The organism is Pukyongiella litopenaei (genome assembly GCF_003008555.2).
GTDB classification, from domain to species: domain Bacteria; phylum Pseudomonadota; class Alphaproteobacteria; order Rhodobacterales; family Rhodobacteraceae; genus Pukyongiella; species Pukyongiella litopenaei.
The window spans coordinates 1,235,373-1,248,652 of record NZ_CP027665.1; the positions used below are offsets into that span (position 1 = coordinate 1,235,373).

The following is a 13,280-nucleotide window of genomic DNA, read 5'->3' on the forward strand; positions in this document are numbered from 1 at the left end:
ATGGAGTTAGAAAATGCTTAGCAGACGAATCTGGATGCTTGGATCCGCCTCGGTAGTCCTTGCCACGGGACTGGCTGTATCACCATATGCAGTGCATGCCGAAACGCCACTGCGCGTGGCATTGATCATGACAGGACCGATCACTGACGGTGCCTGGGCGCAACTTGCCTATGAGGGGCTGGCCGAGTTGGACAAACGGCCCGAATTCGAAACTGGCTATGCCGAAAATGTGAGCCAAGCCAACCTCGTGCAGGTGGTGCAAGGCTATGCCGACGATGGTTATGACCTGATCATCGGGCATGGCTATGAATTCGGCTCCGCCTTTGTCGAGATCGCGCCGGACTACCCGGATCAGAGGTTCTTTGCCTCGACCTTCAAACCCGAAGGCGACATTCCCGACAACACCCGCTATATCGATATGGCCTATTTCGACGCCGCCTACGGTGCCGGCGTATTGGCCGCGCTATTGTCCAAAGAAGGCAAGGCGGTTGGCTTCGTGGGCGGTGGCGATAACCCGACTCAGCAGCGTATGATGTCCACCTTTATCGGCGGTGCCGAGGCGACACGGCCGGGGCTTACAGGGCTGGGGATCGTCACGGGAGAATACGACAATGCCAGCAAGGGTTCCGAAGCGTCAGCTGCAATGATCGCGCGGGGCGCAGATGTGATTTGGCACGGTGCGAATGTCACCGGATTGGGCGCGATCCAAGGTGCGGTGGCCCAGGGCGCTACGGTCTTGGGCTGCTACTCCGACCAGACCGGTGTTGCGCCAGAAGCGATGGCCACAAGTTTCGCGATGAATCTTGGTTGGATGGTCGAGGTGGTGGCACAGTCCGTTGTCGATGGCACGTTCGAGGGGGGCTCGGAATGGCAGCCGCCGGTCACCGAGATGTGGTCGCTCCATGCCGGTGCGGCGGGTGACCACAATCCCGATATCGCGTCAGATGAGATCTGGACCCAGTTCCAAACGGTCTGGAGAGGCTTGGGAGATGGCAGCATTGACGTCGAGACTCTGGTGAAATGATCTGATCACACGCGACCTGGCAGGGCGTCTGCGCCTTGCGACAGGTTCGAAACTGGACCCCCCATGACCTCCCCATTCCTGAACGCACGAAAAATCGTCAAACGCTTTCCCGGCGTGCTGGCCAATGACCATGTGGATTTTGACGTAGACCGGGGCGAAATCCACGCCTTGCTTGGCGAAAACGGCGCGGGAAAGAGCACCCTGATGCAGATTCTCTACGGGCTGTACAGCCGGGATGGCGGCGAAATCCTTGTCGATGGCAGTCCCGTCGATCTGGCCACACCCGCGGAGTCGATCGCCGCCGGAATCGGGATGATCCATCAGGAATTCATGCTGGTGCGCCGCTTTACCGTGGCGGAGAATATCATCCTCGGCCTGAAGGACCGCTCACATGGCGGGCGGCTGGATATCGCAGCCGCTTCGGCACGGATCTCCGAACTGTCGAACTCCTACGGGCTTCGGGTCGACCCGGAAGCCATCGTCGAACATCTGTCGGTCGGAGTTCAGCAGCGTGTCGAAATCCTCAAACTGCTCTATCGCAAGGCGACGCTTCTTATCCTGGATGAGCCGACCGCAGTGCTGACTCCGCAGGAAACGCAAGCTTTTTTCAGGATCCTGCGCAAACTGGCTGCAGAAGGGCATGCCATTGTTATCGTAACCCATAAATTAAACGAAATCATGGAGATATCTGATCGGGTGACGATCATGCGCGATGGCCGTGTCGTCGCCTCCGTTGCCACTAGGGGCAGTTCGGAGGCTGAACTGGCGCGTCTGATGGTCGGACGAGATGTCGAACTGGGCACAAGACGGCGTGCGCAGAATGTCGGTGCCCCGGTTCTCGAAATCGAAAACCTAACTGTTCGGGACGAGCTTGGTCATGGTGCCGTCGAGAATCTGTCTTTGACCCTAAATGCTGGCGAAATCGTTGGCTTGGCCGGCGTGGATGGGAATGGTCAATCCGAACTAGCTCAAGCAATGATGAATCTGCGCCCCATAGAGGCCGGGCGCATCATGCTTGAGGGTCGCGATCTCACCCGGACAAGTCCTGCCGAACATATTGCGGCACGGCTGGCCTATGTGCCGGCGGATCGGCGGCATGTGGGTACGGTTGCGGAACTGCCGATCACACTTAATGCGGTCCTAGGTGATCAACGTGCCTATACGGGGCAGTTCGGTTTGCTGGATTTCGGGCGCATCAGAGAATTTGCGCAATCCCTGATGACGCGTTTCGGAGTGCGGCCCAACGATCCCGAGTACATCGCCGGCAAACTGTCGGGTGGCAACCTGCAAAAGGTTCAAATGGGCCGAGCAATCGCGATCGACCCGGTCGCCCTGATTATCGAACAGCCGACGCGCGGACTTGACGTCGGCGCGATCGAGGCGGTCTGGGGCGAAATTCTCGCACAGCGGGAGGCAGGCAAAGCCGTGCTTCTGATATCGGCGGAATTGCAGGAAATCCTCAATCTCGCCGATCGGATCGCGGTCATCTACGAGGGTCGGATCATGGGTATCCTTCCCGCTGATCGGGCAGATGTCAGCCAGATCGGACTCATGATGGCGGGTTCAGTCCCATCCGAAGAACGGAGATAGCCATGATTCTGCTTGAGCGTCGGTTGAAACCGGCGGATTCCCCCCGCGCCATTGCGGTTGCGACAATATTGTCGGTCCTAGCAGCGCTCATGGTCGGCGGATTGCTGTTTCTGCCATACGGCGCAAACCCGATCTCGGCCTATGCGGCGCTCTTCAGCGAGGCGTTTCTGTCGTGGCGGGGGTTCGGTTTCACACTGATCAAAGCAACACCGTTGATCCTAGTCGGATTGGGTACGGTGGTCGCCTGGCGCACCGGGTTCGGGTATCTGGGCTTTGAGGGCTGTCTGCTGGTCGGCGCCGCGGCGGCAACGATCGTTGCCCTAAGCGCCGGTGAGGGTGGCGCATTGGCTGGGATTCCCTTTGTTCTGTTCCTGCCATTGGCAACTTTGGCCGCACTGTTCGCAGGGGCGATCTGGTCAGGAGTAATCGGCTTGTTCAAGGGCCGGTTCGGCGGCAATGAGGTCATTACCTCTCTGATGATGAACTATGTTGCGATCCTGCTGGTGCAATATCTGGTTTCCGGGCCGCTGCGGGCTCCCGGTGGGTTACCACAGACCACGCGTCTAGAGCGCGACTATTGGTTACCACTGCTGTTTGACGGAAATCGCGCCCATGCAGGGATCCTGATCGCCCTGGCTGCGGCTGCGCTTGTCTGGATCGTGCTGATGCGCTCACGACTGGGCTTCGAAATGATCGTCACCGGGTTGAATCCGAAGGCCGCCAAATTCGGCGGGATTGAAGTCGGACGCCGACAACTCATGGCCGCTTGCCTGGCCGGCGGGCTGGCCGCGCTGGCCGGCATGATGGAGGTTCTGGGCGTGCATCACCGGCTTATGGACGGAATGGCCGAGGGCACGGGTTTCATCGGCATCGTCGCGGCCCTTCTCGGCAAGCTTCATCCGCTCGGCGTTGTGATTGTTTCGCTGCTATATGCCGGGATGACGGTGGGCGCCGATGCGATGCAGCGGCAAGCCGGATTGCCCGGTTCCATCGTCTTCATGATCCAGAGCATGATTCTGTTGTTCATCCTGACCAGTGATCTTTTCCGCTATTACCGACTGCATTTTCCGGGACGCGGTCGCACGCTGAAGGATATCCGACATGGAACTTGATGTCGCAACGACTGCTGTTCTGACAGGTTGGCTCACGGCAACGATCCGATTGGCCGGGCCGCTACTACTGGCAGCCCTAGGAGAGCTTTTCGCCGAACGGTCGGGAGTTCTGAACATCGGGATTGAAGGTGTGATGTTGCTTGGCGCATTGGCCGCCTATCTCGCAACATGGACAGGTGGTAACCCATGGATCGGGATGCTGGCCGGGATGGCTGCAGGATTGGTATCGGGGTTGTTCCTCGGTTTCCTCTATGTCACCGTACAGGCTAGCCATGTGGTCGTCGGAATCATTTTCAACATCTTCGCACTTGGCCTGGCCAGCTATGTCTATCGGTTGGCGCTTTCCGGGATTTCAGGGGTCCAGACCGTAGCGATGTTCACCGCCAAACCGGTACCGGGGCTGTCCGAAATCCCTGTTCTGGGGCCTGTTCTGTTCTCCCATACCATGCCGCTCTATCTGACCGTCCTGATGGTATTTGTCGCAGCCTATACATTATACAAAACCGCGTTCGGTCTGAATCTGCGCGCCGTGGGTGAAAACCCACGGGCGGCGGATACAGCGGGGATCGATGTAGCCCGCTATCGGTATATCGCGGTGATGATCTCGACTGTGGCATCGGGCGCTGCCGGAGCCTATCTGGTTCTGGCCAATGTCGGGCAGTTTCGCGACACGATCATCGCCGGGCAAGGCTTTATCGCATTGGCCATCGTCATTTTCGGACGCTGGGATCCCTGGTTAGCAGCGATCGCGGCGTTGATATTCGGTGCGGCGGATGCGCTGCAATTGACGCTGCAACTGATGGGAACGGGCATACCTCCGCAACTCTTGCTGGCCTTGCCGTACCTCCTGACGATTATCGCCATGTCTGGCTTGATCGGGAAAGCCAACCAACCAGCCGCATTCATGCAACCATATAGAAAGGAATAGAGGGTGCATGCGCCGGAACTCCCTCACTCTTTCGACCCTGAATACGCTCGAGCGGTCATAAACCGGGTCCGTTGCATTAACCGGCGGGATATCAGAGACATCGATGCCGTGAGTTGAGGAGTGAGCGATGTCCCGACGCAATCCGTTCAAGCGGCACCGATTTCCGCGCGAGGTCATCCTGCTGGCGGTGCGCTGGTACTGTCGCTACCCGCTTTCGTGCCGGGACGTTCAAGATATTCTTGCTGAGCGGGGCATTACTGTTGATGCCTCGACCGTGCACCGATGGGTAAGAAAGTTTGGCCCCGAAATCCGGAAACGGGCCCAAGCCCGGCACCGCTCCTGAAGAGGGCTGCAGTGGCAGGTCGATGAGACCTACGTTCGCGTGGGCGGGCGCTGGCGCTACCTTTGGCGGGCCGTGGATCAGTTCGGCCAGTTGATCGATTTCCGCCTCACAGCGCGGCGGGGTTCCAGGGCAGCAAGGGCATTTCTGCGCCAGGCGCGAGAGACCGTGCAGTGCTATCAGCCCCTTACGATCATCACCGACAAGGCGCACAGCTATGCAAAGGTGATCGGCGAGATCAACAGCCAGCGCGGGCCTGAGAATGCTATCCGCCACATTGACCGCAAGTATATGAACAATCGGATCGAGAGTGATCATGCCGCGCTGAATCAGCATTTGCGTCCCATGCGGAGTTTCCAGACGTTGGCCGGAGCCAAGGCCGCGCTCGCCGGCACCGAAACCGTAAGCTTCCGGCGGCGGCCGTCTGATCGCGGCTGCGATCCGATGATAAGTCCGACGCTATGTCCGACTTCAATAACCGCCCGCAAATCGAAGTTCTTGCCGCCGCCGACGGTTCCCGCCGTCGGCACTGGTCGGACGAGGACAAGGTCCGGATTGTCGAGGAGAGTTTTATTGGCCATCGGCAATGTGCTGCCACGGCCCGGCGGCATGGCGTTTGCCGCTCGCTGCTGACGATCTGGCGCCGTCAATACCGGAACGGCAGGCTGGGCGTATCCCGTTCTGCAGCCTTTTTGCCGGTCAGCGTGACGCAGGACCGCCCTGTCTCGCGGCCGGGTCCGGTTGATCCCTCTGAGCCTGTGCGAGATGCACAAGTCGAAATTGCGCTACCAAATGGCCGTCGGCTTGTCGTGCCGGCCGCGCTGGACCCAGAGGCGTTGGTCCGGCTCATCCAGCTAGTGGAGCGCGCATGATTGCGTTTCCGGCGGGCGTAAAGGTCTGGATTGCGGGCGGTGTGACGGACAACGTCCTCGCCCGGCTGCCTGACATGACAGCCTCGCAGGTGCCGACCCTGCTGCCGTGGAACTGGAAGCCCTCGGAAGTCCGCCAAACCGCCTGACCGCGGCCTACGCCGGATGCTTACCCGAAACCTTCCGCACCATTCGGAAAGGCCAATTCGAGAATTGTGATACCGGGGTGATCAACGAGATCGCCTTCATCGCCAATCTGTTCCCGGCGGCTGCATGATCGGAGAGCGACAGCGACGACCGAAGCGACCCTCCGACGTTAATGCAACGAACCCCTTGAGACCCACCAAACCCGCGGCGGCTACCACCGAGGTGATGACACCAAGAGCCAGATTGCCGACGACGCGACCTGTCCGTACCCGGGCGACGAGCCGGGATTGTGATGGGGATCCATTGCTTGTTTGGGTCGTCCGGCCCGGCTTGCCGTGTGTTCGATTTTGGTTATAATGAATACGTGCAGAGCCGCAGGAGGTGCCATGCCCCGTACCACAACCATGACAGTTCGCGTTAGTGGCGTGCTTAGCGATTTCGTCGCGGCCAATACCGGTGACGATGGCGCCTATGAGAATGTCAGCGAATATATCCGTGACCTGATCCGTCGCGACAAGGAACGCGTGGAGGCGGAAGCCTTCGATCGGCTGAAGGCCGAACTGACACATGCCTTTGCCGCGCCGGAGGAGAGCTATCAGCCCCTGACGGCGGGTGACGTGATCGCGCGGAACCGGTCCTGACCCGGTGCCCGCCATCCGTATCCAGGAGGTGGCCTCCCACCGCCTCGACGAGATCTACCGTTACACCCGGGACAGGTGGGGTGAAGACCAGGCGGAGAAGTACATCACCGGCCTGTTCGCCGCATTCGACAGGATCGCAGTCCATGGTGTCCTTTCAAAACCGATCCCCGCCGAATTTGGCGTGGAAGGATTCTTCTTTCGGTATGAGCACCACTTCGTCTATTGGCGCCATCTCTCGAATGGCGGTGTCGGGATCGTGACGATCCTGCACGAGCGTATGCATCAAGGCGACCGCTTTCGGGACGACTACGGCATCGGCTGAAGGGTCCGGATTCAAATTGGTGTGTCGGAGAGGTGCAGGATTCCGCTTCACATGGGGGGCCCTTTAGCGCTGGAGAAGGAGACCATTCGTCCTTGGCGCCACACCCGTCGCCAAAGCGACCGGCAACCAGACCGGGGCGATCGAATTCCAGTTTGCGGCTTCCAACGACAATCGGTCGCGTTGAGCCCTGTCAGTCTGTTCGCCGAGCAGCGTGAAACGAGTGGCGGTGGAGATGCGTGTTGCCAACTTATTTGCACCCGTCTGAGTGCTGCCTGATCGATGCCGGTCAGGGGCTTCAGCCACGGCTGGGATACGATACCTGAGCCAATCTTCGCGCTGTCGCCTTACCTTGGCGCGGCGGCGCTCGGTGGCAACCAGTGTCTTTTTTTGTACGTGTAGCCAAGCTTGCGAAGGAACTTGCCGATGGCGTTGGGGTGGGCCTGCACACCAGTTGCGGCGAGCAGGGTCGCAGCAAGTTCGAACATCGTGATATCACCGTCCTGGCCGATGATCTCGGCAAAGAAGGCCCGGTGCGGGTCGAGCTTTCCCTTCCCCCTGGGGCGGCCCTGCGGCGCTACTCGCGCCTGACCCGTGCGCCGAATGGACCGTGCCCATCGCGCACCGGTCGCCGGTGACAGCGTCAGTCGCAACGCTGCCGCCCGCCCGCTTAACCCATCTTCAATCAATCTCTTAAACCGCGCCCGAAGCGCCTCAGGCAAAGGTGCCGACATGATCCATCCTCCCGAAAAAGAGGATTCACAAAATCAGCGGGATGGGAATCCCTGCGATCCAGGTTTTGGGCGGAACGCTTTAGCAACTCGCAGCGCAAACTCATCAAAAGGCAATACTGTCGAACCAAGTGACTTGAACACTGGAGTTCCCCCGGTTTGATGGACACCTTTTCACTGATGAAGGAGAGTGTTTGTCATGCCGAGAACGAGGAACCCGTACCCTGCGGAATTCAGGGAGCAGATGGTTGCGCTTGTGCGCACCGGGCGCAGTGTTGAAAGTTTGGCGCGGGAGTATGAACCCTGCGCTGCCACGATCCACGAGTGGGTCAGGCAGGCAACTGCCGATGATGGTGATGATCCGAGCAGCCTGACCAGTGCAGAACGTGACGAGCTGCGCCAGCTTCGGCGTGAGGTGAAGCAGTTGCGCCAGGAGCGCGATATCCTCTCAAAGGCCGCGGCCTGGTTTGCACAAAACGACGTGACATCGCGCAGGTCTTCGAGTTCATGACCGCAAATCAGGCCGAGTACCCGATCCAGATGATGTCACGCACGCTGGGGGTGTCCCGCAGCGGGTTCTATGCCTATCACAGCCGCCCGCCGAGTGTTCGCCAGGTTGCCGATGAGGCGTTGAGCAAGCGGATCGCGACGATCCACAAGGCATCGAAAGAGACCTATGGGGCGCCCCGCATTCACGCCGAGCTGGCCGATGAAGGCATCTTCGTTGGTCGCAAGCGTGTCGAGCGGCTGATGCTAGCCAAGGGCTTGAGAGGCGTCAGCCGACGCAAGTTCGTGGTGACCACCGAACGTAATCCAAGGGTGCGCCCTGCCGCCGATCTGGTGGATCGCAACTTCTATGCTGATGCGCCGAACGTGCTTTGGGTGGCCGACATCACCTTTGTGCCGACCTGGGCGGGCTTTCTGTATCTGGCTGTCGTACTGGATGCCTTCAGCCGCCGTGTTGTCGGCTGGGCCATGGGCACACGGCAGAGAACGCAACTGGTACTGGATGCGATGAACATGGCCGTCACGCAGCGAAAGCCATCGAGTGTGATCCATCATTCGGATCAGGGGTCGCAATACACGTCGGTCGCCTTTGGGCTGCGCTGCAAGGAAATGGGTGTCAGGCCGTCGATGGGATCGGTGGGCGATTGTTACGACAACGCCATGTGCGAGAGCTTCTTCGCCACCCTCGAATGTGAGTTGCTCGAACGCAGGAAGTTCCGCACCAAGGCCGAGGCCCGCGTTGCCTGCTTCGAGTTCATCGAAGGCTGGTACAACCCCTCTCGCCGACATTCGGCTTTGGGGTATAAGTCACCGATCAACTATGAAAGGACCGCTGCTGAAGGGCTGGAATCTCTAAGCCCATAACCGTCTACCAAACCGGGGGAACTCCACACCTACACTGAGGGTCGGTTTTCGCGCTGGCTAGAGAGGTAGAGTGAAGTGGTTCCAGAAAACTGGACAGTTGGCTAAGATATATCCCTAACCATTGAGGGAATAAGATGTATAACTTCAGCCTTGATCTGACGGACGCCTCAGCGAACGGTTCAGAGAATGGGTTGCTGGCTGTCCGATGGCTCGGAAGCCCTGATCGTCTTGTCCACCGCGATGTGTAGCGTTTCACGGAAGGTCTGCCTAGGTGTTTTGCCATAGCAGTATCTTCCTGAATGCGGCCGCTACTCGTTGTATTTGTCCAGCCAGATATCGAGATCGGTCTGCAACTCCTCCACCGACCGGTAGAGCTTCTTGCGGAAGGCAATGTCGTAGAACTCGTCCTTGATGGTCCGGTGGAAGGCGCGTGTTACGGTTTCAGCGCTGCGTGTGTCGAATTGAATTCGACTGCGGTCGCAGCCAGTGAGCGCCCCAGCCAGCCTCAGCGCGATCTGGCGGCAGGAGAAGGAACTGTGCGGCCCAGACGTGACTATTCGTTCGCATCCCGGCTTCGGCGTCTCGCAGTCAGGTGGTAAACGTTGGCTGGGTCATGGTCGCCTCCATTCACTTTCTGACTCTCAGAATTTCTCCGAGATTGGTGTGGGTGATGCCTGGGGCGCGGCCATTGGGGGATTCCGTTGCGCGTGCTGGCCGAGCCAGACGCTGATGAGAACCAACACCATGCCGCCGGCTTGAAACGGACTCAGCGTTTCACCCAGAATGATCAGACCAAGCAGTGTCGCAGCGACGGGGCTGAGCAATCCCAGTGGAGCCACGGTCGCGGGGCCGAGCCGAGCAATGCCGCGGAACCAGAAGAAGTAGGTGAGCGCACCTCCAACGAGGCCCAGATAAGTGAAACCAATTACCGCGCCCATATCAAGCGGTGGCAGCGCCGGTTCGGAAAAAATCACCACGGGCAGGAGCAGCAGGCCACCAGCGGTCAATTGCCATGACGTGAAGACGAGCGCCGGCACTGGCGGCTGCCATTTTCGGGTCAGCACGGTGCCGAAGGCCATCGAAACCGCTCCACCAAGTGCCGCGAGAATGCCCACTCCATCCAGTGCGGCGCGAGGTGTCAGGACCAATAGCGACACGCCAAGGATGCCGCCGATCCCAGCGATCACTGCGACCGGGCGGACGCTCTGATCGAGCAGCAGCTTCGACAGATACAGCACGATCAGCGGCTGAATTGCTCCCACCGTGGCGGCGACCCCGCCGGGTAGCTGGTAGGCGGCGACAAACAGCAGCCACCAGAAGATCGAAAAGTTGAGCGCACCAAGCACGAAAGACCGGACCAGCCATTTCCCGTGCGGAAGCGTGCGGGTCAATACCAGCAGCAGTAGGCCCGCCGGCAAGGCCCGTAGCATCGCAGCCGTCATCGGATAGCCGTCAGGCAACAGCTCGGTCGTGATGATATAGGTGCTGCCCCAAATCGTTGGCGCAAGCGCCGCCAGAAACAAGTCAAGAGAGCGGGGCATGAGGGGCTCCCTTCATTTATCTGGACGTCGAGGTAAAATCACATAATCTTGATGTCAAGATAAATTCTCGGTGGACGACGAACATGGATGCAGTGGACCGGATACTCGAACAATGGCATCGGGTGCGACCAGACCTTGATATCAGCGCCATGGGGTCGATCGGGCGGCTTTCGCGCGTATTCCACTACAATGCCCGTCAGATGGATGAGACGTTCGCTCGCCACGGCCTCAACGCCGCAGGGTTCGATGTGTTGGCGACGCTCCGTCGTGCCGGACTGCCACATGCCATGTCACCAGGTGAGCTGATGGCCTCGATGATGATTACCTCCGGAACGATGACCAACCGCATTGACCAACTGGCCAAGCAGGGCCTCGTCACGCGGACCGCAGATCCGAAGGATGCCCGCCGTGCGGTGGTGAAGCTGACCAAGAAGGGGTTCGACCTGATCGACGTGGCCGTCGCAGAGCATGTTGAGACACAGAAGGCGCTGCTGTCCGTGCTTCGTGAAGAAGAGATCGCCGCGCTGGACGATGTTTTGCGCAAGCTGCTGGCGGCAACAGAGTAAGGAAAGCGGCCATTGGCGCAGCCGCAGTAGATTGCCGCCACGTCCGTGTCTTACCCGCAAAACTTCAAACTTGAACTGACGGACGCCTCAGCGAACGGCGCTGAGAATGGGTTGCTGGCTGTCCGATGGTTCGGAAGCCCTGATCGTCTAGTCCACCGCGATGTGTAGCGTTTCACGGAAGGTCTGCATAGGTGTTTTGGCCGAGCGCGCCGATCGCTGAGAGCGCTCAGGGATCGCGTTTCGAATCCTGTGCTGTCACCGCTCGAAAACAGTCGTGGTCGCAGCCAATGAGCGCCCCAGCCAACCGGGTAAGCTTCCTGATCACAAAATCGGCCTGTCCGCCTGAGGCGGCCAAGTTTTTTCGTCGAGCAACTGCGTTCCGGGGACCATATTGCTATGACGCTTGGTAGACCAAGATCATCGAAGGAACCGGACACATGAAGGACTGGGCAGGCACGCTCGACATCATTGCCGACTCTATGAGCCAGTGCCATCTCGGCCATTTCGCGTGGGTAGTTGGTGCGTTCGGCAGCCCAGTCGCGGAAGCTCGATCGCAGTCCGTGCGGAACTGCTGGGCGGTGCGATCTGGGGTCAAGGAATCCCGGGCGCCCCTCTTTCTCTTCGGCGGCCTGGATTCGGCGCATCACCGCCGAGATCGTTATGTCCGACATCTGCCCGTTCCGCGGGGAGGGAAAGACGACCGGGCAATCCATCAGCCGTGGCTGGCTCTCCAGCAATTCAATCGCGGTTGGCGAGAGAGGCACACGATGCTCGCGCCCGGCCTTCATCCGGCCCCCGGGATGGTCCAGATCCCCTGAGCCAAGTCGATCTCATCCCAAAGCGCACCGCGCACTTCACCGGACCGCGACGCGGTCAGGGTCAGGAATTCCAACGCCCGGGCCGCGATCCCATCCCGGGCGCGAAGAACACGAAACCAGTCCGCGATCTCATCGAGGGCGACGGCCGGATACCTATTCTCCGTTTGAACCTTGTTTGGCGATGGGACAAGTTGTTGCAGGTTGCCTTTCCAGCGTGCCGGATTTTCACCCTCGCGCAGTTCCATCACCCTGGACCAATCGAGAACCGCTTCGATACGTTGCCGCACACGCGTGGCTGTTTCATTCTTGGTTGTCCAGATCGGCCGCAGCACGGCCAAGACGTCCTCGAAAGTGATCTCAGCGACCGATTTGTCACCGATCACCGGGAACGCGTAGGTGGCAAGTGATGAGCGCCATTGCTTGATGTGCTTGGCGTTCTTGAGCTCGCCCTGCACCTTCTCATTGTAGTAGCGATTGAAGGCATCTTCGAACGTCGTGCGCTGTCTCTGTTCGACCGCACGCGCGGCTAGTTCAGCCTGGCGTTCTTCAACCGGGTCAACGCCAGCGCTGATCTTGCGCTTCATATCCAGTGCTTTCTCGCGCGCTTCGGCAAGCGACACCTCGGGGTAAGAACCCAGACCGATATGTCGGCGGTTACGCCCGACCGTGACGCAAAATATCCAGGATCTTGCTCCGGTCTCTGTTACGTTGAGGCTGAGACCCGGGGGTGTCCCGCCGACTGCGTGGCGACCGGGATCGGACAGCCTCTTTACCTGGATCGCTTTCAGCTCTTTCGCTTTCTTCGGCACTTCATGCCACCATAAATATTTCTACTGATTGCATCCTCCTGAAACTGGGCGCAAGAGGTGGCTCGCTTAAGCTGCTGGTAAATATGCGATAAATGGAGCTTCTTTCTGTTGTCTGCGATTACATGCAAGCTGCGATAGGCGGACACCGCTTCCGCCAAAAGCCTTCGCATTCTAATTTTTTATATCATTTCGGAATCAGCCTTGTGCAATTCCGGTCGCCAAAAGTGGTTCACGCATAGGTCGGGAGTGAACCGGTCGCATGTATTGCCGAGAGCGCTAAACAACTCGGGAAACGTCATCGCGCGGGCCCGCCAGGCCAAACTCCGCCAAGACAATCTCCCACACGACCGTCCTCCGTTGTGGATCATCGCAGACCCATCTTGGCGCACAGATGCCGCCGGGGGCGGTCACTTCAACAAGGCCGGCCCCCTCGGAAACCCTTCGGCGCTTGCTCATGACGTAGCGTGAGAATAT

Annotated in this window: 13 protein-coding genes and 2 pseudogenes; 11 read left to right on the top strand and 4 right to left on the bottom strand. The window is 59.3% G+C overall.

Going from position 1 to position 13,280, the window contains the following annotated elements; all coding sequences use genetic code 11:
• Window positions 1–13: 13 nt before the first annotated feature.
• The 9 genes and pseudogenes from C6Y53_RS06170 to C6Y53_RS06205 all read left to right on the top strand — a co-directional run bounded on the left by C6Y53_RS06170 (window position 14) and on the right by C6Y53_RS06205 (window position 6,973).
• Window positions 14–1,024, top strand: a complete 1,011-nt coding sequence (locus C6Y53_RS06170) for a BMP family protein (protein WP_211299473.1) — start codon at window positions 14–16, stop codon at window positions 1,022–1,024.
• A gap of 63 nt (window positions 1,025–1,087) precedes the next feature.
• A complete protein-coding gene (locus C6Y53_RS06175; protein ID WP_106471642.1) occupies window positions 1,088–2,614 on the top strand; it encodes an ABC transporter ATP-binding protein in 1,527 nt (508 codons plus the stop codon).
• A 2-nt stretch (window positions 2,615–2,616) separates the two neighbouring features.
• Window positions 2,617–3,726, top strand: a complete 1,110-nt coding sequence (locus tag C6Y53_RS06180; protein WP_106471643.1) for an ABC transporter permease — start codon at window positions 2,617–2,619, stop codon at window positions 3,724–3,726.
• Window positions 3,716–4,654, top strand: coding sequence for an ABC transporter permease (locus C6Y53_RS06185; RefSeq protein WP_106471644.1), 939 nt, complete (start codon window positions 3,716–3,718; stop codon window positions 4,652–4,654). Before C6Y53_RS06180 ends, C6Y53_RS06185 begins: the two co-directional genes overlap by 11 nt.
• A gap of 382 nt (window positions 4,655–5,036) precedes the next feature.
• Window positions 5,037–5,348: pseudogene (locus C6Y53_RS21165) on the top strand (DDE-type integrase/transposase/recombinase); the annotation flags it as partial.
• A 107-nt stretch (window positions 5,349–5,455) separates the two neighbouring features.
• Window positions 5,456–5,866, top strand: a complete 411-nt coding sequence (gene tnpA / locus C6Y53_RS06195; protein WP_106471646.1) for an IS66-like element accessory protein TnpA — start codon at window positions 5,456–5,458, stop codon at window positions 5,864–5,866.
• The gene (locus C6Y53_RS20950; RefSeq protein WP_211299474.1) at window positions 5,863–6,012 is read left to right on the top strand and encodes a hypothetical protein; all 150 of its coding nucleotides are present in this window, start codon (window positions 5,863–5,865) and stop codon (window positions 6,010–6,012) included. The genes tnpA and C6Y53_RS20950 overlap by 4 nt, the downstream gene beginning before the upstream one ends.
• A gap of 384 nt (window positions 6,013–6,396) precedes the next feature.
• Window positions 6,397–6,651 carry a ribbon-helix-helix domain-containing protein gene (locus C6Y53_RS06200; protein ID WP_106471647.1) on the top strand — a complete coding sequence of 85 codons (255 nt, stop codon included), beginning with the start codon at window positions 6,397–6,399 and terminating at the stop codon, window positions 6,649–6,651.
• A 4-nt stretch (window positions 6,652–6,655) separates the two neighbouring features.
• Window positions 6,656–6,973: a type II toxin-antitoxin system RelE/ParE family toxin gene (locus C6Y53_RS06205; protein ID WP_106471648.1), complete on the top strand. Its 318-nt coding sequence runs from the start codon at window positions 6,656–6,658 to the stop codon at window positions 6,971–6,973.
• Between the two features lie 344 nt (window positions 6,974–7,317).
• Here C6Y53_RS06205 and C6Y53_RS06210 read toward each other — a convergent pair whose 3' ends face one another.
• Window positions 7,318–7,704: a transposase gene (locus tag C6Y53_RS06210; RefSeq protein ID WP_106471649.1), complete on the bottom strand. Its 387-nt coding sequence runs from the start codon at window positions 7,702–7,704 to the stop codon at window positions 7,318–7,320.
• A gap of 196 nt (window positions 7,705–7,900) precedes the next feature.
• Here C6Y53_RS06210 and C6Y53_RS06215 point away from each other — a divergent pair.
• Window positions 7,901–9,072 (top strand): IS3 family transposase gene (locus C6Y53_RS06215; protein WP_425300264.1). Its coding sequence is split into 2 segments (ribosomal slippage): window positions 7,901–8,159 and window positions 8,159–9,072, totalling 1,173 coding nucleotides; the frame shifts between segments, so codons are not numbered across the junction.
• 227 nt (window positions 9,073–9,299) lie between these two features.
• Here C6Y53_RS06215 and C6Y53_RS21170 read toward each other — a convergent pair.
• Window positions 9,300–9,497, bottom strand: a pseudogene (locus C6Y53_RS21170) (integrase core domain-containing protein); the annotation flags it as partial.
• 216 nt (window positions 9,498–9,713) lie between these two features.
• A complete protein-coding gene (locus C6Y53_RS06220; protein WP_106471650.1) occupies window positions 9,714–10,613 on the bottom strand; it encodes a DMT family transporter in 900 nt (299 codons plus the stop codon).
• A gap of 83 nt (window positions 10,614–10,696) precedes the next feature.
• Here C6Y53_RS06220 and C6Y53_RS06225 point away from each other — a divergent pair, with 83 nt between their 5' ends.
• Window positions 10,697–11,179, top strand: a complete 483-nt coding sequence (locus C6Y53_RS06225; protein ID WP_106471651.1) for a MarR family winged helix-turn-helix transcriptional regulator — start codon at window positions 10,697–10,699, stop codon at window positions 11,177–11,179.
• A 784-nt stretch (window positions 11,180–11,963) separates the two neighbouring features.
• On the opposite strand, the gene C6Y53_RS20955 is transcribed toward C6Y53_RS06225, so the two are convergent.
• A complete protein-coding gene (locus C6Y53_RS20955; protein ID WP_211299475.1) occupies window positions 11,964–12,806 on the bottom strand; it encodes a tyrosine-type recombinase/integrase in 843 nt (280 codons plus the stop codon).
• Between the last annotated feature and the right edge of the window lie 474 nt (window positions 12,807–13,280).